General features: G+C 56.8%; 19 protein-coding genes and 1 pseudogene. 18 read left to right on the top strand and 2 right to left on the bottom strand.

Features of this window, described 5'->3' with window-relative positions; translation table 11 throughout:
• The first annotated feature begins 587 nt into the window (after positions 1-587).
• The 4 genes from MHM84_RS20575 (at position 588) to MHM84_RS20560 (ending at position 5,319) form a co-directional block, all read left to right on the top strand.
• Complete coding sequence (locus tag MHM84_RS20575; protein WP_239268799.1) at positions 588-725, top strand: hypothetical protein; 138 nt, start codon at positions 588-590, stop codon at positions 723-725.
• A gap of 277 nt (positions 726-1,002) precedes the next feature.
• Positions 1,003-1,290, top strand: a complete 288-nt coding sequence (locus MHM84_RS20570) for a DDE-type integrase/transposase/recombinase (protein WP_343218312.1) — start codon at positions 1,003-1,005, stop codon at positions 1,288-1,290.
• A 169-nt stretch (positions 1,291-1,459) separates the two neighbouring features.
• Positions 1,460-1,825: a hypothetical protein gene (locus MHM84_RS20565; RefSeq protein ID WP_239268797.1), complete on the top strand. Its 366-nt coding sequence runs from the start codon at positions 1,460-1,462 to the stop codon at positions 1,823-1,825.
• 2,345 nt (positions 1,826-4,170) lie between these two features.
• Complete coding sequence (locus tag MHM84_RS20560) at positions 4,171-5,319, top strand: site-specific integrase (RefSeq protein ID WP_239268795.1); 1,149 nt, start codon at positions 4,171-4,173, stop codon at positions 5,317-5,319.
• Positions 5,320-6,043: 724 nt separating this feature from the next.
• On the opposite strand, the gene MHM84_RS20555 is transcribed toward MHM84_RS20560, so the two are convergent.
• Complete coding sequence (locus MHM84_RS20555; protein ID WP_239268793.1) at positions 6,044-6,451, bottom strand: hypothetical protein; 408 nt, start codon at positions 6,449-6,451, stop codon at positions 6,044-6,046.
• 110 nt (positions 6,452-6,561) lie between these two features.
• Here MHM84_RS20555 and MHM84_RS20550 point away from each other — a divergent pair, with 110 nt between their 5' ends.
• From MHM84_RS20550 to hutC, 7 genes are all read left to right on the top strand, one after another.
• Positions 6,562-7,215 carry an NUDIX hydrolase gene (locus MHM84_RS20550; protein WP_239268791.1) on the top strand — a complete coding sequence of 218 codons (654 nt, stop codon included), beginning with the start codon at positions 6,562-6,564 and terminating at the stop codon, positions 7,213-7,215.
• 699 nt (positions 7,216-7,914) lie between these two features.
• Complete coding sequence (locus MHM84_RS20545; protein WP_239268789.1) at positions 7,915-8,226, top strand: hypothetical protein; 312 nt, start codon at positions 7,915-7,917, stop codon at positions 8,224-8,226.
• Positions 8,223-8,504 (top strand): DUF1294 domain-containing protein, encoded by a 282-nt coding sequence (locus tag MHM84_RS20540; protein ID WP_239268787.1) that lies wholly within the window; start codon positions 8,223-8,225, stop codon positions 8,502-8,504. The genes MHM84_RS20545 and MHM84_RS20540 overlap by 4 nt, the downstream gene beginning before the upstream one ends.
• Positions 8,505-8,820: 316 nt before the next feature.
• Positions 8,821-9,240: a DUF2384 domain-containing protein gene (locus tag MHM84_RS20535; RefSeq protein ID WP_239268785.1), complete on the top strand. Its 420-nt coding sequence runs from the start codon at positions 8,821-8,823 to the stop codon at positions 9,238-9,240.
• Positions 9,237-9,755: an RES domain-containing protein gene (locus MHM84_RS20530; protein WP_239268783.1), complete on the top strand. Its 519-nt coding sequence runs from the start codon at positions 9,237-9,239 to the stop codon at positions 9,753-9,755. Before MHM84_RS20535 ends, MHM84_RS20530 begins: the two co-directional genes overlap by 4 nt.
• 297 nt (positions 9,756-10,052) lie before the next feature.
• On the top strand, positions 10,053-10,352 hold the full coding sequence (locus MHM84_RS20525) for a hypothetical protein (protein WP_239268781.1): 300 nt from the start codon (positions 10,053-10,055) through the stop codon (positions 10,350-10,352).
• 387 nt (positions 10,353-10,739) lie between these two features.
• Entirely contained in the window at positions 10,740-11,456 is a 717-nt protein-coding gene (gene hutC, locus MHM84_RS20520; protein ID WP_239268779.1) for a histidine utilization repressor, read from the top strand.
• A gap of 74 nt (positions 11,457-11,530) precedes the next feature.
• Here hutC and MHM84_RS20515 read toward each other — a convergent pair whose 3' ends face one another.
• Positions 11,531-12,853, bottom strand: coding sequence for a YjiH family protein (locus MHM84_RS20515; RefSeq protein ID WP_239268777.1), 1,323 nt, complete (start codon positions 12,851-12,853; stop codon positions 11,531-11,533).
• Positions 12,854-13,185: 332 nt separating this feature from the next.
• Here MHM84_RS20515 and hutI point away from each other — a divergent pair, with 332 nt between their 5' ends.
• The 7 genes and pseudogenes from hutI (at position 13,186) to MHM84_RS20480 (ending at position 21,688) form a co-directional block, all read left to right on the top strand.
• Entirely contained in the window at positions 13,186-14,403 is a 1,218-nt protein-coding gene (gene hutI, locus MHM84_RS20510; RefSeq protein ID WP_239268776.1) for an imidazolonepropionase, read from the top strand.
• On the top strand, positions 14,393-15,355 hold the full coding sequence (gene hutG, locus MHM84_RS20505) for a formimidoylglutamase (RefSeq protein WP_239268775.1): 963 nt from the start codon (positions 14,393-14,395) through the stop codon (positions 15,353-15,355). Before hutI ends, hutG begins: the two co-directional genes overlap by 11 nt.
• A gap of 46 nt (positions 15,356-15,401) precedes the next feature.
• A complete protein-coding gene (gene hutU / locus MHM84_RS20500; protein ID WP_239268774.1) occupies positions 15,402-17,081 on the top strand; it encodes a urocanate hydratase in 1,680 nt (559 codons plus the stop codon).
• A gap of 14 nt (positions 17,082-17,095) precedes the next feature.
• Positions 17,096-17,563: an aromatic amino acid lyase gene (locus MHM84_RS20495; RefSeq protein ID WP_343218311.1), complete on the top strand. Its 468-nt coding sequence runs from the start codon at positions 17,096-17,098 to the stop codon at positions 17,561-17,563.
• Positions 17,564-17,578: 15 nt separating this feature from the next.
• Positions 17,579-19,027 carry an IS1182 family transposase gene (locus tag MHM84_RS20490; protein WP_239268772.1) on the top strand — a complete coding sequence of 483 codons (1,449 nt, stop codon included), beginning with the start codon at positions 17,579-17,581 and terminating at the stop codon, positions 19,025-19,027.
• A 105-nt stretch (positions 19,028-19,132) separates the two neighbouring features.
• A pseudogene (hutH, locus tag MHM84_RS20485) lies at positions 19,133-20,257 on the top strand (histidine ammonia-lyase); the annotation flags it as partial.
• Positions 20,258-20,335: 78 nt separating this feature from the next.
• Positions 20,336-21,688, top strand: coding sequence for a Na+/H+ antiporter family protein (locus MHM84_RS20480; RefSeq protein ID WP_239268770.1), 1,353 nt, complete (start codon positions 20,336-20,338; stop codon positions 21,686-21,688).
• Positions 21,689-21,746 lie beyond the last annotated feature (58 nt).

The following is a 21,746-nucleotide window of genomic DNA, read 5'->3' as shown; positions in this document are numbered from 1 at the left end:
CCGCTTCATGCTCGGCCAGAATGCCGATGATCTGCTCTTCCGTGAATCTCGCTCGTTTCATCGTCCGTCCTCCGGTTAGGTCGGACTCTAATCGACGATGGAGGAAAAATCTCGTGGCAGGTCACATAGAAAAAATCCGCCGAATTGGAACTGCCCCCGAAAGTAAGACTTAGATTCAGCCTAAGGGGGATGCATGGCCAAGTTCTCGATCTAGTTCAAGCTCGTGGTCGTACTCCACCATGAGCGCCAAGGTGGCGGTGCCAAGCGTACCGCTGCCCGTTTCGGCCTGGACCATGGCACCGTACGCATGTGGGTCGCGGCCTATCGCCAACATGGCAACGATGGCTTGATCCAGCGTAGGCGACGTCCACACTATGGTGTGGCTTTCAAGCGGGAATCCTATGCCTTCTCGATCAGGGCCGATCGATCCGGGAAGCCTGTGTCACTTCAATATTCCCGCGCGGAGGACAATACTGACTTGGCAGCGTCGCTATTCTGCAGGCGGCATCGATGCATTACTCCCTCGTCCTCAAGTCCGCCGACCCATGAAGAAGCCTCCGAAGCTCGGTTAGAAGCCCCCTGGCGACATGACGCCCGAAGAGATGGCAGAAGAGCTCGTCTATCTGCGGGCGGAGAACGCTTATCTAAAAAAGCTGAAGGCCTTGGCTCAAGCAAAGCGTTCGGCCGGCGAGAAAAACGCTGACGATCAAGGAGCTAAGGCATGACCATGCGCACAAGCACTTGCTGCGGGCCGCTGGGTTGGCACGCAGCGCCTACTACTAGTGCCGGGTGCTGAACGCCCATGCCGCCCAGTAGCAGCGTATCTAGCGCATCTTCCACGCTCACAAAGGCCGCTACGGCTCCCGGCGCGTCACCCTGGCTCTGCGCCGTGAGGGCTGCCGCCTCAATTACAAGACCGTGCAGAAGCTGATGAGCCAGTTGGGCCTGAAATCGTGGGTGCGTCCCAAGCGCTACCGCTCCTAACGAGCTGAGGCGGGCCGCATCGCGCCCAACAGGCTGCAGCGAGGCTTCCGGACGGACCGCCCCCACCGGAAATGTGCCACGGATGTCACGGAGTTCAACATTCGAGGCGAGGAGGTCCGCCTCTCGCCGGTGCTGGACCTGTATAACCAGGAAGTCGTGGCCTATGAAGTGGCGCGCACGCCCCGAATACTGATGGGCGTGACGATGCTGGATAATGCCCTTAGGAAGGTCGGTGACGCCAAGGGGCTGGTGTTGCACTCCGACCAGGGCTGGCAGTACCAAATGACAGATACCGCTACCGGGTGACCGCCCGAGGCGCCGAAGTCAGCATGTCTCGTAAGGGTAACTGCCTAGACAATGCCGTGATGGAGAAATTCATCGGCGTTTAAACCTCACCACGCTCGTTGAGGATGGTTTCTGCCTAATTAATAAACGTGATAAAATCACGGTACAGATAAAACTACCAGGTTCCCATATGGCACGAGCTCGCAAAATTCAGCCAGCCGAGGTATCCCTATGGCTCGGCATTCTTCTGGACGCCGCATTTGATCCAACAACGCGGACCCTCAACCTTGCTCGGAGCGCCGAGTTAGCCAACAAGGCTGCCCAGGCGCATGGAATGACGAACGCCTTAATTCTCTCTGCACGTGATGGCCGTAGTCAGCTGCTAGCGCTGGCCAGCGATTTCGTGAACTATCCGGAAGAGTACAGCGACCGTCATCGCGCTGAACTGCTTCTCGACTGGGCCAATCGATGGATACAGCCTGAGGATTGGTTGCGGCTTCAAACTCGACTCAGGAAGCGCCGGGAATACGCTAAAAGGCCCGGCAGGACGAAGTGATGCCCGATGCTAGCGAGCTAACCGAAGCGTACGGAGCCAGACCCGCACCAAAGTACAACGCGACCGAGATCTGGCTCATCATCGTTATTCCTTCTCAGAGCCTGCAAAAGGAAGTAGTGTTCATTGGTAATTAACTAAAGGGGGTGTTAAATACTCTTATTCAAGGAGCTTCAGCGAAAAAGATTTAAAACCGTATTCAGGTTCCTAAAGGCACGGTTGGAATGGGGGAACATAACGGCAAGCCATGATCTAGTATTGTTTCAGGATCTAGATAATCTAGAGATGAAAATTTTTTTGATAAAGCAGTTTATTGCGAGGAACATGATAGAATAGAACCCCCCCTTCCATATGCACCGTCTATTTGACTAAGTATGCTGTCGACCAATATACTTATCGTCAGAATCTGGGGAAATAAAATCTCCATGGCAGAGCATCACGTCCGTAAAAATAAGCAGAGGAAATATGGCAGTATTTCTGTGGTTGAAGCATGAAAGAGTGGATATTACATCACGTTTATCGTAGTTAACGAAAACGGCCGCCGCACCGTTGTAACCGTATTTAGCGAAGTCAATGTACAACGAATCAGTGAGGAAGTATACCGTGGCAGCTATTAAACCAGACGATGCTATGGTAGACGCACAATATAAAGTCGTCCTACATGAGGACGCAACCCCCGCGTACCAAATCAACGAGTTATGCTGAGTATGAGCAGTGGCATGCAGCCAAACCAACACCAACTTATACCGTTAACTTCAAGCATCTCATCGGACAATTTAAATGTAATTTGCATACATGTGGATACGGTACGTACAATCACTGAAAATATAGTCATGTCCTTTATGGAAGATCTCCTCATGATGGTAGAAGAAGGGGAAGCGGAGGACGCAGAAACTGCATACAATCAGATCTCGCTCAGCGCTTTATCAGCGGCCGTCTCGGTCATAAATTGCTTCAAAGAAAGCCAGAGTATTGATCAGAGAACATGCGAAGCAATCGGCCCCGAGCAAATTAACACTTTATCTAGTAGCAGGCCCTACAGTGAACTCGAGCTAGCCCAGCTATTAATAGAAGGGCGGCTCCTTCTCGATAGACTCGGTCTAGATATATCTGAAGATCCTTATCGATCCGCTTTCAGCCGGCAGAGGCGCCGTACCACTTTGAAGGCATAAACCATGAGGCGAATATTCGCAGTCCCGGCCGCACTGGCATTATTCCTAAGCGACGGTACAGCTCTGCCATACTCGCTGACTGGGTATGCCAATGACGAAAAATACTGCATACAGCTGAGCGGGCCGCAAGCATCTTTATTTCCCATTCGTAGTAAAGGCGAGCCTTGCTAGGAAGCAAAAGAGGTAGCTGTCCCCGCACTTGGATAATATACCGTTAGTATGGTTGTACGAGACAATAAACATTAATGGCGAAAAGATTGAATCGCCAAGTTGGTTCTCGCTGACCCCTTATCGGTTTTCTGGAACAGTGAGTTTCCATGTCGCGGGGATACAGATACATAGCCTTGTTTTCCGTATTCTTTTAGAAGACGGCAGGTCTGATGACAAAGTGGTTATGCTGCATAAGCAAAGTCCGAAGGAGGAAGATCTTGGAATTTACACTGCCGTTGAGCCGCTGAGTTCCGGAATGACCGGATATTTTCATCTGCCCCTAGGTCCCAGTTTTCACCACAGTGAGATTTATCTCATGGCCGCACGTGGCCGTATCGAGTAAGTGGTGCCGAGACCGGCTTCACTCTAAAGCGTGATATTATCACGCTACTCTGCCGGGACTTATGCATGCGTAAGGTTTGCTTGGCGAGTGCGGGGCTATCAGTAGGAAGCGGGCCCAGGTGCGGGGCATAATGTTGTCCCGATGAACTATTCTGAAAGATTCTTGCCATGATCGGTAGCGAGAGATCACAGGTGATAGCAGAGAAGCAGCGTTGCATTGCGCCGGGAGTGAAGAGAGGCGGGTGTTGTCAGCCGGCCCGAGGTGAGACCGCGTAGGGCAAGGCAACTGCAAATTGGGCGAGCCTTTTACGATACTCCAAATTTGATATAATGATGATTATAATTAGTTTTATAGACCTAAAAAAGCAGGGGCCTTAGGTCACAGAATTCATGCTCGGCATCGGTTCACGTTCCCGGTATGGTTAACCGGTGGCTGATGGCGGCGACCGATTCCTGATTGAGAATCCCCTCTGATTTAGGGCCTATACGCGAAAAGTTGGGATGCTTAGCCCGTGGCACTGCACAGATTTTAAAATTAGACCCCTGTGTGACACCGTAAAATCCTAGCGAAGCCACCAACCATGCGGGTTCCAGTGCGATGGACTACAAAATAAGTGAGGCCAAATGACCACACACAACGCCTTTCCCCAGCCGACTTCTGGCCAGAATGGCGACTATTTACCCGCTGGCGGCATTGTCGGGGCTCCCTTGCAGCCTTTCCCGGTGGATTTCGATCGCGCACCGGTCCGGATTTCGCCATCCCCCTTGCCCCGATCACGCAACCCCGGGTACCGCCACCTCCGCGCCCAGGAATCCTCGGTCTCTGCGGTCAGCAAGCGCAGCCAGCTCAACAAGCTCGCCCTGCTGTTGGGTGCCCCCAACCCGCGGCGACTGGGGGTGGATGGTGATGCCCGTCAGCTCCATCCCAATCAGCTCTTCCCTTACGACTTTGTGCACTGGGAAGATCTCAGCTCCGAGGTCGTCGACGAACTGCTTGCTCACCTTCGGGATCTTGAGCTTGCCGGCGCCACTCGGAATTCCTACCGGGCCCTCCTGCGCGGCGTAGCGAAGGAAGCCTGGAAACTTCGGTTGATGGATCACGAAACCTTTGAGCTGATCAAGAGCGTTTCCGCGATTCGCTACAGAAAGCTCCCGGGCGGCAAGGCGCATCCTGAGCGCGTCATTCGGGCCTTGCTGGATGTGTGCGACGCCAAAGACGATGCTCGATCTCGGCGCGACGGCCTGATGATTGCCTTGATGGCCACCACCGGTCCCCGCCGCGCAGAGGTGTCCGGCATCCAGCTTTCCGACATCAACTTCGTGACCCGAGAAATCAAGATCACTGGCAAAGGCAACAAGGACCGGATGATTCAGGTTCCCGGGGCGGTTTGGGATCGCTTGATTGATTATGTTAAAAACTATCGGGGCGACAAGCCAGGCGCACTCTTTACGCCGGTATGGAATAAACGCAAAGCGCCGGACGTCGTCGTGAAAGGCCTGTCGACCGCCAGCATCAACAGCCGGATCGATGTAATTCGTAAGCAAGCTGAAGGATTGACAGGGATATCCATCGCACCCCACGATTTGCGGCGCACCTTCGCCACCGATCTGTTCAACGCAGGTATGGCGCTGCGTGAGCTACAGATATTGCTGGGTCATGCATCAATGGCGACCACCGAAACCTATGTGTTTGACGAAAGCAGCGAATATCGAGCCAAGGCAGCCAATCTAAACGCCGACCGATTTCGTGCCAAAACTGCGGAAGATAAGTAAATGCGATGCTGCGGATGCTGCTTTGCTTACGTCAGAGAGTGCTAAGTTGCTGATTTTTATAAAAAACCATCCTTGGCTGGCAGCGCATCCTTGCTTTGCAAGCATTACATTTCTCCAGATTGATTACAAGAAAAATCAGTTTATAACCGGGCTGCTTTTGCCTTGGTGGACTGATACTTTCCGCATGTACTACAATTATTGTTGTGACGTTCCTATTATGCATATCCGGTTTTAAATGTATTTTGCAAATAAAGGTTTGCTAATAATAATGCATCAAAAACAAAGGTTTAGCCAAGCATTAACCAACTCCCCCTTTCTACGCACCCCTCCGCTGCGTGGTTTATACTCAAATTTATATTACCGGCGAGGATTTACAATGCAATTTAAATATACTGTTGTTATGTGCGCCCGACCAATAGCTATTAAAGGTGATGCACTGCATTTGATCACAAACTATGAAGTTCTGTGGCGCATCAGGGACATAGGCAATAAAGCCCGTTTGCCTGTCGTGTTTTCATCTCAAGAAACTGCAAAAGAATGTTGCGACAAACTGAATGCCAACCGCATATAAAGCTTTGGATAAGCACCGTTTAGTTTATGAAAATTGGGGAGCAGGAAATGGGATATAGACTTATTTAAAGCTATTATTTATATAGTTCGCAGTTATTACCCTACCCTATACGGGCAATAAAAAGGGGGCTCTCCGAGCCCCAGCGTGACAGAACTATCCTTTATGCTGAAGTCGTGCTTGTTCCTCTTTCTCACTGGCATGCAAGCCATAAACCCCTAGGAATATTCCGGCCGCTTGAGAGAGTTCAACCCAAAACCGGAACTGGTGGACTCCCTTCTCGCCCATGAACTCGCCTTCCAGCCCATGGGTTGTAATGCCGAGGTAGATTGAAGCTGCGGTATACAAGAATGCCCCCAGCATAGCCAGTGGCAACTTGCGAATTGACGGTGCCAACTGGTATAGCATGGTGCCGCCCACAAAGTGAATGGCGAACAGCACAGCGCAGCCGATAAAGCTACCTCGGTCCTGCTGAAATATCCCGGCGACAATAAAGGCGCTGATGAAGTCCATTACCCAAATAGTCAGCAGGGGGGCGAACAGAAATGCGAGCCATTTTTTCATTGCAGAGTCTCTGAAAAGTTCAAAATCCCTATGTCTATCGACCTTTTATACATAAGCTTTAATATATGGCTCCCTGTATCTTGGGTGCCAACATTGGAGTTTTATTAGCGATGTCCGTTTACCATCCTCTCAACGATGACCATGGCCAGCGCGTCGTACTGTCCACCCCCTCCTCGCCTACGTCGTTATCAAGCTGGACCGACCCTAAGGCCCTCGCCACCGTCGTGCCCGGTGGGCCGCTCCCGTCCAGCCTGAATGGGATTGCCTTCTCAAAGTGGGAAGCACCTGCCCCGGAACCTGATATCTGGCAGGCGATGCTGGGCGACCTGCCTTTTACTATTGCCTCCGCCCCACCAATGTCGGTTGCGACTGGACATAAGCCCGCTGCCGGCACGATCATTCTCGAGCCGGATGGGCGAGTTTGGATCATTCACCCCAGTAATGCCTTCGGGGGCTACTCGGCAACCTTTCCCAAGGGCAAGCGCGATCCTGGCTGGAGTCTCGAAGCAACGGCCGTCCGCGAAGCCTATGAGGAAGCAGGGCTCCATGTGCAACTGGTGAGCTGGCTGACGGATGTGACGCGCTCCACCAGCGTTTGTCGCTACTACTTGGCCCGACGCATTGGGGGCTCCCCAGCCTCGATGGGCTGGGAGAGCCAGGCGGTTAGCCTGGTACCGCGCTCTCTTCTGGCAGAGGTCCTGAAACACCCAAACGACGCTGCCATCCTTGAGGCCTTGCGAAAGGGCTGGCTGTTGTCACCCTGACTCCCTGCTACCTGTCTCTTATTTGAGACACCTTAAGTCATTGAAATTGTTGTCCAGGGGTTTTGTATTCATTAATTCGTTGCTTTTTTGCGACACAACGCCCCATCTCCACCAGCTATTCCGCGAGGAGACGGATAACATCAGCTTGTTAACACCTTGAAAGAATTAGTTAATTCGAGCGACTGGCATGTGTATCGCATTACTTTGTTAGTACAGGTAAGGATGCCCTTTACCAGCTCCTTTACCTGTGGGGAGCCTTGCTCCGCCAAGGAATGGCGGTTCAGGAACGGATTCCTGGCAAGGATGCTCCGCGTCTTCGATCGCGACGCACCTGAGCGTCGTGACCAGGGCATTGGAATGCTCTATATAGATGCCCTATTTATCAGTTCCCTGTGTACCTTAGGCCGCTTAGCGGCCTTATTTTTTGCTTTATCCCTCATCCAGTATGCGGTGAGTGAACCCCTACCTGGTATTTCATACCGTCGCCCGGTTCCCTTGTAGAATAGCTCTCGAGCGGATGTGCATGCAGCACTCTTCCTCTCGCCGATCAATAAGCCGGATGGGTAGGCTTCTTTTCTACGCTTGCTGTCTTTGTTACCTGACATATTCTGGGTTCTCATTGGTATATCGTTGATCATGGCAAGAGCTATGAGTCAGCGACGCCAGGCCTGAGGAATCATTGTTTACTGGAGACATGGGATGGTAATGCAGGCTCACTATGAACTTGTATTGGTGACGGATCTATTTGTCCTGATTCGAGACCGGGACGACGGTGGGCGCACCATTACCCATGATGCGCAAAGCGTCGTCGCCCGGGTCGACGCCGCTCTTGAGGGTCTGGGGAAACGCCGCCTGTACTATCAGGATACGGATGGCCGATTTGATGAGCTCAGTCACCGGGAGGGGACTTTTCTGGAATTTCGGTTGTGCAGTGATCACCAGCAGGCTTATTTCCTCGAGCAGCTGAGTACCGCCAATCAGGACACTCATTGCCTCGAGGAGCCGGCATGAGTCTACCCACCCTGCTTATCGGCTGGTACTGCGCCTTGAGCCTGGCCACGTTTCTCATGTTCGGCTGGGACAAGCTCGCCGCACGGCGAGGCACCTGGCGCACGGCAGAGTCAACGCTGTTTTCGCTGTCCCTCCTCGGCGGATGGCCGGGCGGGTATCTGGGGCGCTTGATGTTTCGTCACAAGACGCGCAAGTCGGGATTTGGCGCCAAGCTTACTCTCGTCGCCCTGCTCAATCTTGGCCTGCTCTACCTGACGATCGCGTACCTTGGGCATTGAGTGCTGATGGAATCCTTTCCCGCTTCCAGCGGCCGGCAAGCTACAGGGCTATCTCCCCAGGCACGCAGCGTCATGAGCACGGCATTACTCAATGCCCTGAAACAATCTCGGGTTGTATATCCTGGCCTGGGTTCTGACCAGCGAGAGTATATTGATCTCGGGATGCAGTGGGTTCACGACAGCCACTTGATCAATGCCAGCTAGCACCCGCGCATGCTTACGGTGTCGATCGCCAGGGATGTGGACGGGAGTGACTGGAACGACTATGATGCATTTATGTAGCAATTCTGCTGCCTATCTGTAGGGAGGTTAGGCTATGAGTGCTGAAGCCATCATCGAGCCATCCGGCTACGAAGCTCCCGATACCTTCGATCAGTTTATTTTTGACCTGAAAGCTCGAGCACGGCATGACAAGAGCCCCATTATCAGTCCCAAGATGTTCTGCCTTGCCCTGGGCATGGATGTTCAGACACTGGCTGCCCGGGCGCACGTGCATCGCGTAACCGTGAACCGTGCCCAAGGGGCCGAGAAGCTGCAAGCCTACCTACGGGACGCGGTGCGAGTCATGAGCGCCGCAGCTGAGTTGAATGGCGCCTTCCAGGATGCCGCGTTCTGGTTCCGCAATGAGCCGATCAGCGCATTCGATTTCAAGACCCCAGAGCAACTGGTCAGTGAGGGGCGTGCCGAGGATCTATTGCGCTACGTCCAATCGCTGATCGCGGGCGCGGCCGGATGATCCTTACCAGCCTGGCAGATCAGCCGGCTTATCGTGTCCATGTCCCCCGCTGGGCGATCGCGCCAACCAGTGGGGCTGGCTCCGCCCAGCATGGCGGACGCCTCAATCGTATCGGGGTGTCTGCCCTTTACTTGGCTCTGGACGAGCAGACTGCTCTCACGGAGTACCGGCAGCTCTCGACACTGATGCCTCCCGGGTTGATTGTAAGCTACATAGTAGAGTTGGCTAGCGTGGTGGACTTTCGCCAAGGATACTCAGCTGACTGGGACTCGCTCTGGCAGGAAATGTCTTGTGACTGGCGCAGACAGTGGTTTAACGAACGTGTCGAGCCGCCGAGCTGGTTACTCGGCGACTTGGCGATGGAGGCTGGCGCTAGCGGAATCCTGTTTCCATCGATGGCCCACCGGGGCGGGGTGAATCTGGTGGTCTACACAGACGCACTTGACGCTCAGGATCGGCTAGAAGCCTACGACCCAGACGGCCGGCTGCCTGTCGATCAAACTTCCTGGCCTTAATCGCGTTATCGCTTCACGACACACTGTCCCTACCTCTCCTCGAGACCTGTCACAGCGCGAATGAGTAGAGAGATGCACAATCATCATGAAACGCTGATCGTTCGTGGCGACGCTGATATTCGCTGCTACTGACGTGCTATGGAAGGTCAGCTGTATGTAGATATCGATCCGGTTAACTTTGGGAGGGTGTTTGCCGCTCGATGGTTCCTCCCAGGCTAGTCTTTCAACGCTAGCAGTTTAGCTATACTGTTAAAAAATACAGCATCGAGTGAGGAATCGATTGTTCAACAGTACAAAATGTTTTACGAGCTCGAGCAGCGCTTCGATCGGGTTGTCGAGACCAGCCAGCAACTGATTGAAGTGTATCGAAACAACATGGGGGCCGCCTGGGCACTCCACTCCCCGACGCCGAATGAGGCCTGGCTGCGGCAGGTGCTTCTCGATTTCTGGTATGTCGACGAGCAGGATGGCCGGGCGACCCGGACCTATGTCGGCCTGCTGGCCGCCAACGAGGCGGTGCTGTCCGCCGTCGCCGCGACGATCAGCCACGGCTGCGTGGACAACGTTAGCTTTTGCCCTGCTTCATATAAGCAATAAGTTCTTTCTCGAGGCTGCAGCGGGGCATCACATAGAGTGCGTAGTGGATGGCTTCGTGAGAGGCTTGGCGCTGAGTATCGTCAGGAAACATGTCCTTCATGGGTGCGAGCTATTTGCTGAGGTGACCAGTATTGGCAACGCAGATAGACCACTAGCTCGAATAGCTCCCCATCGGGAGGTAACTTGGGGTGCCCCAATGACGTGCCAACCGTGCCCGATGACCCGCCAGGCTGGCATCGTAGCCTGCGGAAACACTGACCGTATGACGAGTGAGCCCTAGTGACACGGTACCTGATGGGTCAGCTGTTGCACTTGGTCATTGTGACCGCCACTCTTCTGTAAGTATACTTCAAATGTATAGACATTTAATTTGACCGCAGGATTCTCATGGCCAGTGCTCCACCTCTCTATCAGCAGATACGGCAGCACCTGCTAGACAAGATCACCAGTGGTGAATGGCCCTCACATCACCAGATTCCCCCGGAAGAGCAGTTGGCCCGTGATTTCAAGGTCAGCCGTATGACTGCCAACAAGGCGATCCGTGATCTGGTCCAGAAAGGGTATCTAACTCGCCAGCCGGGGCTTGGCACCTTCGTCACCGATCGAAAGGCGGAGTCGTCACTAATCGAAGTGTATAACATCGCTGAGGAAGTGCGGTCCCGTGGGCACCAGTATGGCAGCACGGTGCTGACCTGTGAAGCGATTGAGGCCGATGACGAGGTGGCGCTCCGCCTGGGGGTGCGACTTGGCAGCCGAGTTTTCCACACTTTAATCCTTCATCTCGAGAATGGTGTGCCGATCCAGCTCGAAAAACGCTTCGTCAATCCACGCTGGGTCCCGGATTATCTCGACACCGACTTTTCCCGTCACACGCCCAACGAGGTGCTGGTCGCGGCCTGCCCTATCACTGATGTCGAGCACATCGTTGAAGCGGTTCTGCCTGATGGCCAGGCTGCCGAGTGGTTGGCCATCGATACAGCAAGCCCTTGCCTAAGCATGATTCGCCGCACTTGGTCGGGAGAGCAACTAATCAGCTATGCGCGACTGCTCCATCCTGGCGAGCGGTATAAGCTGCGTTCCTCAATGCATCGCGAGCCGAAATGATTGCCGAATAACCTAATACGATCGCAAACGGCCGGCATTTCCGGCCGTTTGCATATGCTTACTATAAGGCAGATTCAGCCGGCTAGCGTCTGAACCAGGTAGCCGGTGGGTATCGCCAGCAACAGGCTTAGAGCTACGCGAATGAACCACACCACCAGCATACGACCCACCGAAAGCGGAATGCTGGTGGAGAGGATGCAGGGAATCGAGGCTGAGAAGAACAGCACCGCGGACACTGAAACCACGCCAGCGGCGAAGCGAGCCGCAAACTCAGCCTCGGCCATCAGCAGCGCCGGCAGGAACATCTCGGCGAGCCCAGCGGCTGAGGCTTGAGCCAGAGCAGAAGCATCCGCCACACCCCAAACCGCCACAAAGGGATAGAAGAGCCATCCCAGCCATTCGAACAGTGGCGTGTACTTGGCTGCCATCAGACCCAGCAGACCCACTGACATGATCGAAGGCAGGATACTGATAGCCATCAACAGCCCTTCCTTGAAGTTGAGCGCCACGCTGCGATGCAGGCTCGGGGCTTTCTCGGCCACTTCCAGGCCGGTCTGCCAGGCCGTGGTCAGCCGCTTGCCGGGTGCTGCTTCCGGCTCACCATCTTTAGCACTGTCATCCATCCGTGACAGCGGCGGCAGCCGCACAGTCACCGCAGTGACAATAAAGGTGATCAGCAGAGTGAGCCAGAAGTAGAGGTTCCACACGTCCATCAGGTCGAGGGTTTTAGCAACGATGATCATGAAGGTGGCCGAGACCGTGGAGAAGCCGGTAGCAATGATGGCCGCCTCCCGTGCCGAATATTGCCCAGCCTGATAGACCCGGTTGGTAATCAGTAAGCCGATTGAATAACTGCCCACGAACGAGGCTACGGCGTCGATGGCCGAGCGGCCCGGCGTGCGCCAGATGGGGCGCATTACCGGCTGTACTAGCACTCCGATGAGTTCTAGCAGGCCATAGCTGATCAACAGCGCCAGGAAGATGGCGCCGATCGGTACGATCAGGCCCACCGGGATAACCAGCTTGTTGAACAGGAAAGGCAGCATATCGGGCTCTTGCAGGAAGGCTGGCCCCCAGCCGGTCAATGCCATCACCGCGGCGGCGACACCGGCAATTTTCAACACCGTGAAGATGCCCTCGGTCAGGTTGCGGTTCCAATAACCCCGGATCAAGGGATAGGCCGCGCCGGCAACGATCAGCGCCAAGGCATAAAGTCCACTGGCATCTCCCAGCAGTGTGCGCGCGCCGGTCACCATATGGTCTAGAGGAATGGTGCGCTTTCCTGAAATCTCGATGGGCACGAAGAAGATAAGGATACCCAGGACACTGGGCAGGAACAGCTTGAGAAGAGTAGCGGCAGCGGCTGGATGCCGAGCCTGTGTGTCTTGGCGATTCATGAGCACGCCTCTTGTCTTGTGTCGTGTGGTGACTGGATTGGGTTCGGCGTCCTGCCTTGATATGTATATACATTAAAGTAAGCCAGACCACTGCCCTAGCCTAGTTACCCAGGCTAGACATTGGTCTAACAACCGGGGCTGGGTAAGCGAGAAGCAGGGCTGGAATACAAGGTATCTTTTTGTTTTAGCAAGTATATTTCCGTCATTTTCTCGAACACGATGGAAGTTACTATTTTGCCTCTTTAGCTGTTGCCTTGACGAGGCTCCTGCCGCTGAGTTTAATTGTATATACATTGGGATTGCATCTGCTGAGCCAACCGGAGGAGCCCTCCATGTCAAATACCAACCCCCAGCGCCGTGTGTGGCGTGATATCTACGTATTCGATGGGCTGCGCACACTGCCCGAGCCCATGGCAGTCATCACCGAAGGGGCACGGGTTGCGTCGCTGGTGTCGATGAGGGAGTTCGACGAGAAATTGGTGGAAGGTTGCCATGACATGGGGCGTGGCGGCGTGATGACCCCTGGCCTGGTGGATTGCCATACCCACCTGGTGTTTGGAGGCTCCCGTGCCGACGAGTTCGAAGCGCGCCTTGAAGGAGTCAGCTACGAGGAGATCGCTCGGCGTGGCGGCGGTATCCTGAGGACAGTGACCGCCACACGGGAAGCCAGCGAGGACGAACTGTTCGAACTGGCCAAGCCGCGCCTCGAGGCGATGATCGCCGATGGTGTTACCACTGTGGAGATCAAGTCTGGCTACGGCCTAACGGTCGAGGATGAACTTAAGATGCTGCGCGTGGCGCGCCGCCTCGGTGAGGCATTACCCGTGCGAGTCGTAACGACGCTGCTTGGTGCTCATGCCCTTCCGCCAGAATTCAAAAGCGACAGCGACGGCTATATCGACCTAGTGTGCCAGGAGATGGTTCCGGCGGCCGCCAAAGAGAACCTTGCCGATGCCGTCGATGTGTTCTGCGAGAAGATTGCCTTCTCAGTGGCGCAGTGCGAGCGGGTCTTCGAGGCCGCCGAGGCGCATAGCCTGCCGATCAAGGCCCATGCTGAGCAACTCTCCAATCTCGGCGGCACCGCCATGGCGGCCCGTCACGGGGCGCTCTCCGCCGACCATATTGAGTTTCTCGATGAAACTGGTATCGCCGCCTTACGCAACGCCGGTAGCGTCGCCGTAATCCTGCCGGGCGCCTTCCACACCCTGCGTGAGACCCAACAGCCACCCATCGCAGCGCTACGTGCGGCCGGCGTGCCCATGGCAGTAGCCACCGATGCCAACCCAGGCAGCTCTCCACTGTTCATGCCCAGCCTAATGCTCAACCTGGCCTGCACCCTGTTCCGCCTGACGCCCCAAGAGGCACTGGCCGGAATGACTGCCCATGGTGCAACTGCCCTCGGGCTCAAGGGGGAGGGGCGAATCCACGCAGGGGCCATGGCCGACCTGTGCGTCTGGGATATCGATACCCCGGCTGCACTAGCCTATGCCGTACAACCCGGCCGTCTGCGTCAGCGCCTGTTTCAGGGGGAACTGACCCATGCCGTCTGATACCCCGCTTCACCGCGATTTCGACAGCACCTTGTGGCAGGGGCGCATCGATCCCGAGCCTGATAGCGAGCGCTGGCACCAGATGGTTCAGCCACTTACCAAGGGTGCTACTCCTGGCTGTGCGCTGCTTGGCTTCGCCTGCGATGCTGGTGTAGCGCGTAATCAGGGCCGTGTAGGTGCGGCCGAGGGGCCTACTGCGCTGCGTCGGGCCCTGGCTTCGCTAGCTTGGCATCGACAAGGGCCTGCCTACGACGCCGGTGACGTGCGCTGTGAAGGCGATGCCATGGAAGGTGCCCAACAAGCCCTGGCTGGCCACCTCGTCCCCCTGCTGGACGAAGGCCACTTGCCTATCGTGTTGGGTGGCGGCCACGAAATGGCCTACGCCAGCTGGTCGGGGCTCGCCCAGCATCTGGCGGCCAGAGGCGAGACGGCGCCACGCATAGGCATTATCAACTTCGATGCCCACCTCGACCTGCGCGACCCTGCCCATGTTCGATCCTCGGGTACGCCCTTTATGCAAATTGCCGAGGACTGCGTTCAGCGCGGCTGGCCGTTCCGTTACGCGTGTCTCGGGGTGAGTCGTACCGCCAATACGCGGGCCCTGTTTGCCCGCGCAGCCGAGCTTAGGGTGCTCGTCCACGAAGATCGTGACTTTCTGCCGGATCGCCTCGACGGCATCCAACGCGCACTAGAACGCTACTTGGTGCACTGCGACCACCTCTACCTGACCATCGATCTGGACGTGCTGCCGGCCGCCGAGGCCCCTGGCGTGAGCGCTCCTGCCGCCCGTGGCGTTCCGCTCGCCTTGATCGAGCCGTTGATCGAGTGCGTACGAGATAGCGGCAAGCTGCGCCTGGCCGACTTGGCGGAGCTCAATCCCAGCCGTGATATCGACGGCCGCACCGCCAGGTCGGCAGCTCGCCTGGTGCATCTGCTGACCTTGAATGCCTGAGAGCCGAAAGCTCTATACCCATGACCATCCACTCCAGAGGCAATACATGACCATGCAAGACAAGCGTCACGACCCCTCCCGCAACATCGGCGCCCCCACCGGCACCGCGCGCAGCTGCAAGAGCTGGCTCACCGAGGCCCCGTTGCGCATGCTAATGAACAATCTGCACCCCGACGTGGCCGAGCGTCCCGAAGATCTGGTGGTGTATGGCGGCATTGGCCGTGCCGCTCGCGACTGGGAATGCTACGACAAGATTGTCGAAACCCTGCAGCGTCTGGAGGATACACAAACCCTGCTGGTGCAGTCCGGTAAGCCCGTAGGCGTATTCGAGACCCACAAGGACGCGCCACGCGTACTCATCGCCAACTCCAACCTGGTGCCGGCCTGGGCCAACTGGGAGCACTTCAACGAGTTGGATCGCAAGGGCCTGATGATGTATGGCCAAATGACCGCCGGCTCGTGGATCTACATCGGTTCCCAGGGCATCGTTCAAGGTACTTACGAGACCTTCGTCGAGGCCGGCCGTCAGCACTATGACGGCGACCTCAAGGGTCGCTGGATTCTGACTGCCGGTCTCGGTGGTATGGGCGGCGCTCAACCGCTGGCCGCCACCCTAGCCGGTGCCTGTTCACTCAACATCGAGTGCCAGCAAACCAGCCTCGACTTCCGCCTGCGGACCCGTTACTTGGACGAGCAAGCCCAAGACCTGGACGACGCCCTAGCCCGCATCGAGCGCTATACAGCTGAGGGCAAGGCGATTTCCATCGGCCTATGTGCCAATGCAGCCGATGTACTGCCAGAGCTTGTCAAGCGCGGTGTCAAGCCGGACATGGTCACCGACCAGACCAGCGCCCACGACCCACTGCACGGTTACCTGCCCTCCGGCTGGACTTGGGAGGAGTACGTGGAGCGGGGCAAGTCACAGCCCGAGGCTACCGTCAAGGCAGCCAAGCAATCCATGGCGGTACACGTCCAGGCCATGCTCGATTTTCAGAAGATGGGCGTGCCCACCTTCGATTACGGTAACAACATTCGCCAGATGGCTATGGAGGAAGGCGTCGGGAACGCCTTCGATTTCCCGGGCTTCGTTCCGGCTTATATCCGCCCGCTGTTCTGCCAAGGCATCGGTCCCTTCCGCTGGGCGGCGCTCTCCGGAGACCCGGAAGACATCTATAAAACAGACCAGAAGGTCAAGGAGCTGATCCCCGACGATCCGCACCTACACAACTGGCTCGACATGGCACGCGAACGCATCAGTTTTCAAGGCTTGCCGGCGCGCATCTGCTGGGTTGGCCTCAAGGACCGCGCCCGCCTGGGCCAGGCCTTCAACGAGATGGTCAAGAACGGTGAACTTAAGGCCCCGGTTGTTATTGGTCGCGACCACCTGGACTCCGGCTCGGTCGCCAGCCCCAACCGTGAGACAGAGTCCATGCAGGACGGTTCTGATGCCGTGTCCGACTGGCCGTTGCTGAACGCTCTGCTCAACACCGCCGGTGGCGCCACCTGGGTGTCGCTGCACCACGGTGGCGGAGTGGGCATGGGCTACTCCCAACATGCCGGGGTGGTAATCGTCGCCGATGGTACCGATGACGCGCACGCCCGCCTGGGCCGCGTGCTGCGCAACGACCCAGGTACCGGCGTCATGCGACACGCTGATGCTGGCTACGAGATTGCCAAAGAGTGTGCTCAAGAATACGGCCTTGATCTGCCGATGATGAACAAATAACAGGAGACCTACCGATGATTCATCTCGAGATTCAGCCCGGCCAGATGACCCTGGCGCAGGCGCGCCAGGTCTTCCAGGAACCCGTCAGTGTGAGTCTGTCGGCCAGTGCCGACGCCAATATCGCCAAGTCCGTCGATTGCGTTAACCGGGTTATCGCCGAGAACCGCACCGTCTATGGCATCAATACCGGCTTTGGGCTCTTGGCCCAGACTCGCATCGCCAACGAGGATCTTGAGGCGCTGCAACGCTCATTAGTACTCTCTCACGCTACCGGCGTCGGTGAGGCCATGGATGACGATCTGGTTCGGCTGATCATGGTACTTAAGGTGAACAGCTTGGCGAGAGGCTTCTCCGGCATCCGCCGTGAGGTACTCGATGCCCTGATTACGCTGATTAATACCGAAATTTACCCGCATATCCCGCTCAAGCAGGCTGTGTCAAAACACAGTCTCGACTGGCACACTGCCCATCAGGCTTCCTGATGGGCAGTTTTCGTCATGGCACGCTATATCACCGGTGAGTCTCGCGAGCAGCTCGACCTGCTACCGCCTTCCCTCGATGAGTTGATCCCCGACGACCATCTTGTTCGCATCATTGACCTCTACGTCGATTCCCTCGATCTCGATGCCCTGGGCTTCGAGCGCGCTCGACCGGCGGCAACCGGGCGTCCAGGCTATCATCCCGCCGACATGCTCCGGCTCTACCTGTACGGCTATCTTCAGCAGATCCGCTCGTCACGCCGCTTGGAACGCGAATGTCAGCGCAACGTCGAGCTGATGTGGCTACTCAATCGGCTGACTCCCGACTTCAAGACCATCGCCGAGTTTCGACGCAAGCATCCGCAAGCGTTTCGTCAGCTGTGCCGTCACTTCGTGCGTTTCTGCCGTGACGCCGGTTGGCTGGCCAGCCGCGAAGTGGCCATCGATGGCAGCAAATTCGGTGCTGTGGCCAGCAAGAAGCGCGTGGTGAGTCGACAGGCGCTGGCCCGTGAGGAGCAGGCGCTGAACGCGCGTATCGACACCTGGCTGGAAGGCCTCGACGAGACCGATCGCGAGGAAACGCATCGGGATGGGCCAGACGATGGCCAACGCCGGCGATCGCTCGAACGGCTCAAGGCCCTGCGTGACCAGACCCGGGACAGTCGTGAGCGCATGGAACGACTTGGGATCCATCATCACGTCACCGGTGAGCCCGAGGCCCGGCTCATGCGCTCGCCGCAGGGAAGCCGGACCGCCTATAACCTGCAAACGGCGGTGGATACCGACACCCATCTGATCGTACACCACGAGACGGTGCAGGACGGCGATGACAGTCGCCAGTTACGGCCCATGGCGGAGGCGGTACAAGCGGCACTCGGAAAGACAGAGCCGATTTCGCTACTGGCCGATGCCGGCTACTCCAACGGCGAACAACAGCAGCATTGCGAGGATCGCCACGTCGCGTGCCATATCCCGCCCCGGCGGGCCGTTAACAACCAAGGAGGCGGCCAGCTATACCAAGCCGATGCCTTTCACTACGAACCGGACCGGGATGCCTACCGCTGCCCGGCCGATCACAGGCTGCCACTGAAACAACGCCATAGGTCCCAGAAAGTCCTTCACTATGCCAACCCCTCGGCCTGTGCCGGCTGTTCCCTCAAGCCACGCTGTACGGTGGGGCGTTGGCGAACCGTCACGCGCCATCAGTATGAAAGCGCCTTCGAGACGTCGCGACAGCGCCTGACAGACGATCCTAAGGCGATGACGCGTCGCCGCGCCACTGTCGAGCATCCCTTCGGTACGCTCAAGGATACGTTGATGGGGAACGCCGGGCGTCTACTGGTGCGCGGGCTCGATAAAGCCCGGGGAGAGATCAGCCTGGCGGTACTGGCGTACAACCTGAAGCGGTTGATGCGACATATCGGGATCGAGACGCTGATGACCCGGCTGAGGCGGGCCTCGGTCTGAGGCCGGAACTATATCAATGTGACATCGGCAAGACTGCAACGAAATCGCCCCGCAAAAGCGGGGCGATTGGAGTGACCTCCGGCAAGCCGTTTTGACACGGCCTGCAAGGGCTCTGTTGGCGCTTCTGGCGATCTGGCACCGCTGGCTCATATGAGCGTGGTGCTGCTTGGCGAAGGCAAGGCACGCTACCGTGGAGAGTGGATCACGGCCCAACAAGCACTGGAAATCGCCGGGCTGGTCCCGATGGAGCTGGCACCGAAAGAGGGCCTGGCTCTACTCAACGGTACTCAGGTCTCCACTGCCTATGCCTTGCGCGGCCTGTTCGATGCCGAGGATCTGTTCGCCGCGGCCACGGTGTGCGGGGCATTGACCGTAGAGGCTACTTTGGGCTCGCGTTCCCCCTTTGACGCCCGGGTTCATGAGGTACGCGGTCAACGCGGCCAGATCGACGCGGCGGCAGCCTATCGGCACTTGTTGGAGGAGCATAGTGCCATCGGCGACTCCCATGCCGACTGCGACAAGGTGCAGGATCCTTATTCGCTGCGTTGCCAGCCTCAGGTAATGGGGGCTGTACTGACTCAGATCCGCCAAGCTGCCGAGGTGCTGGCCGTTGAGATAAATGCGGTGTCCGACAACCCGCTGGTATTTGCCGAGGACGACGACATCATCTCAGGTGGCAACTTCCACGCTGAACCGGTGGCCATGGCCGCCGATAACTTGGCGCTGGCTATTGCCGAGACTGGTTCTCTTGCCGAACGGCGCATATCGCTGATGATGGATAAGCATATGTCCCAGCTACCGCCCTTCCTAGTAGAGAACGGCGGGGTCAACTCGGGCTTCATGATCGCCCAGGTCACCGCAGCAGCACTCGCAAGCGAAAACAAGGCCTTGGCCCACCCACACAGCATAGATAGCCTGCCCACCTCGGCTAACCAAGAGGACCATGTCTCCATGGCGCCGGCCGCCGGCAAGCGGCTATGGGAAATGGCCGATAACGTTCGCGGCATCCTGGCCATCGAGTGGCTGGGAGCTTGCCAAGGGCTCGACATGCGCCATGGTCTGAAGAGCACCGAGTCGCTGGAGCAGGCCAGGCGTCTACTGCGAGAACGTGTCAGCCATTACGAACAAGACCGCTTCTTCGCTCCAGATATTGAAGCCGCCAGTGAATTACTTGCCGCCCGCACTCTGAGCCCTCTGGCTCGCCCCGGCACATTGCCTAGTCAGCACTGACACATCTGATGTTTCCCCGCGGTCAGGCTGCGGGGAAAACAACACATTTAATTCCAATGATAAGAGAGTTAGCTTTCCATGAATGCTATTGTCTTGGCCATCCTGGTGATGGTCGGCCTGAGTCTTGCCCGTGTTTCCGTAGTCTTTGCCCTGATTGTCGCCACGCTGGTAGGCGGTCTGTATGCCGGCATGCCGATCAATGCCATCCTCGATGCCTTTAATGACGGCCTTGGCAATGGTGCCACCGTAGCGCTCGCCTATGCCGTGCTGGGCGCTTTCGCTGTGGCGCTTTCTCGCTCGGGGATAACCGAGGTGATGGCGAATCGTGCCATTCGCCGCTTTCATATCGACGAGTCGGGCAGCGCCAGCAGTCGACATGTGGTGACCTATACGCTGCTAGCCGCGCTGCTGGCCGCAGCGGTTAGTTCCCAGAACTTGATCCCAGTACACATCGCCTTTATTCCAGTATTGGTGCCTCCGCTGCTCAAGCTGATGAACCACCTTCAACTAGATCGTCGTCTGGTTGCCTGTGTGCTCACCTTCGGCATCACCGCGCCCTACATGTTGCTGCCGGTGGGCTTTGGTGCCATCTTCCTCAACGATATCCTACTGACCAATCTCAATGAGAGCGGTGCCGAGCTGGGTCTCGAGGTGACGCGACAGATGGTGCCGATGGCTATGGTTATTCCCATCGGGGGCATGGCTGTAGGGCTTGTCGTTGCGGCGCTCATCAGCTATCGCAAAGGGCGTAAATATAATGATCGTTATCTAGCTCGTGGTGACGAGACACCGGCCGAGGCGGCTCAGCATCTGAAGGGTTGGCAGAAGGCTGTACTAGCCCTCGCGCTGATCAGTACGGTAGCGGTTCAACTCTATACTGGCTCGATGGTGCTGGGCGGCATCTTCGGTTTCGCCGTGCTCTCCCTGAGCGGTGTATTTCACTGGCATGAGCAGGACGGTATATTCACTGAAGGCATGCGCATGATGGCCTTGGTCGGCTTCATCATGATCACGGCAGCAGGCTTTGCCAGCGTGATGCAGGCCACTGGTGAAGTTGAGCGGCTGGTAACTAGCGCCGCCGAGGTAATTGGCGACAACAAGGGGCTTGCCGCGCTGATCATGCTGCTCGTGGGCCTATTCATCACAATGGGTATCGGCTCGTCCTTCTCGACAATACCAATTATTGCCTCACTCTACGTGCCCTTGGCGCTCAACTTCGGCTTCTCGCCGATGGCTACTATAGCCCTTGTTGGCACCGCTGCTGCGCTGGGTGATGCCGGTTCACCAGCCTCTGATTCGACGCTGGGCCCCACCGCTGGACTCAATGCTGATGGCCAACATGATCATATCTGGGACACGGTAGTTCCGACCTTCTTGCACTACAACATTCCGTTGGTGATCTTTGGGTGGGTCGCGGCCATGGTGCTGTGATTTCTTTGAAATTTATTAAAAAAATCGGCTTATCCTCGAGTTTCCGGTTTTTATAGTA

This window comes from Halomonas sp. McH1-25 (genome assembly GCF_022348165.1).
In the GTDB taxonomy this organism is placed as follows: domain Bacteria; phylum Pseudomonadota; class Gammaproteobacteria; order Pseudomonadales; family Halomonadaceae; genus Modicisalibacter.
Note: the sequence above shows the minus strand (reverse complement) of the source record. Positions and strands in the feature narration are given on the sequence as shown.

Bases quoted from the DNA above. Each gene is read 5' to 3' on its own strand.
- MHM84_RS20565 (WP_239268797.1), top strand. From the start codon at position 1,460: ATGGCACGAGCTCGCAAAATTCAGCCAGCCGAGGTATCCCTATGGCTC.
- hutU (WP_239268774.1), top strand. From the start codon at position 15,402: ATGACCATGCAAGACAAGCGTCACGACCCCTCCCGCAACATCGGCGCC.
- MHM84_RS20540 (WP_239268787.1), top strand. From the start codon at position 8,223: ATGAGTCTACCCACCCTGCTTATCGGCTGGTACTGCGCCTTGAGCCTG.
- MHM84_RS20575 (WP_239268799.1), top strand. From the start codon at position 588: ATGACGCCCGAAGAGATGGCAGAAGAGCTCGTCTATCTGCGGGCGGAG.
- MHM84_RS20550 (WP_239268791.1), top strand. From the start codon at position 6,562: ATGTCCGTTTACCATCCTCTCAACGATGACCATGGCCAGCGCGTCGTA.
- MHM84_RS20525 (WP_239268781.1), top strand. From the start codon at position 10,053: ATGTTTTACGAGCTCGAGCAGCGCTTCGATCGGGTTGTCGAGACCAGC.
- MHM84_RS20560 (WP_239268795.1), top strand. From the start codon at position 4,171: ATGACCACACACAACGCCTTTCCCCAGCCGACTTCTGGCCAGAATGGC.
- MHM84_RS20535 (WP_239268785.1), top strand. From the start codon at position 8,821: ATGAGTGCTGAAGCCATCATCGAGCCATCCGGCTACGAAGCTCCCGAT.
- MHM84_RS20515 (WP_239268777.1), bottom strand. From the start codon at position 12,853: ATGAATCGCCAAGACACACAGGCTCGGCATCCAGCCGCTGCCGCTACT.
- MHM84_RS20490 (WP_239268772.1), top strand. From the start codon at position 17,579: ATGGCACGCTATATCACCGGTGAGTCTCGCGAGCAGCTCGACCTGCTA.
- hutI (WP_239268776.1), top strand. From the start codon at position 13,186: ATGTCAAATACCAACCCCCAGCGCCGTGTGTGGCGTGATATCTACGTA.
- MHM84_RS20495 (WP_343218311.1), top strand. From the start codon at position 17,096: ATGATTCATCTCGAGATTCAGCCCGGCCAGATGACCCTGGCGCAGGCG.
- MHM84_RS20480 (WP_239268770.1), top strand. From the start codon at position 20,336: ATGAATGCTATTGTCTTGGCCATCCTGGTGATGGTCGGCCTGAGTCTT.
- MHM84_RS20555 (WP_239268793.1), bottom strand. From the start codon at position 6,451: ATGAAAAAATGGCTCGCATTTCTGTTCGCCCCCCTGCTGACTATTTGG.
- MHM84_RS20545 (WP_239268789.1), top strand. From the start codon at position 7,915: ATGGTAATGCAGGCTCACTATGAACTTGTATTGGTGACGGATCTATTT.
- hutG (WP_239268775.1), top strand. From the start codon at position 14,393: ATGCCGTCTGATACCCCGCTTCACCGCGATTTCGACAGCACCTTGTGG.
- hutC (WP_239268779.1), top strand. From the start codon at position 10,740: ATGGCCAGTGCTCCACCTCTCTATCAGCAGATACGGCAGCACCTGCTA.
- MHM84_RS20530 (WP_239268783.1), top strand. From the start codon at position 9,237: ATGATCCTTACCAGCCTGGCAGATCAGCCGGCTTATCGTGTCCATGTC.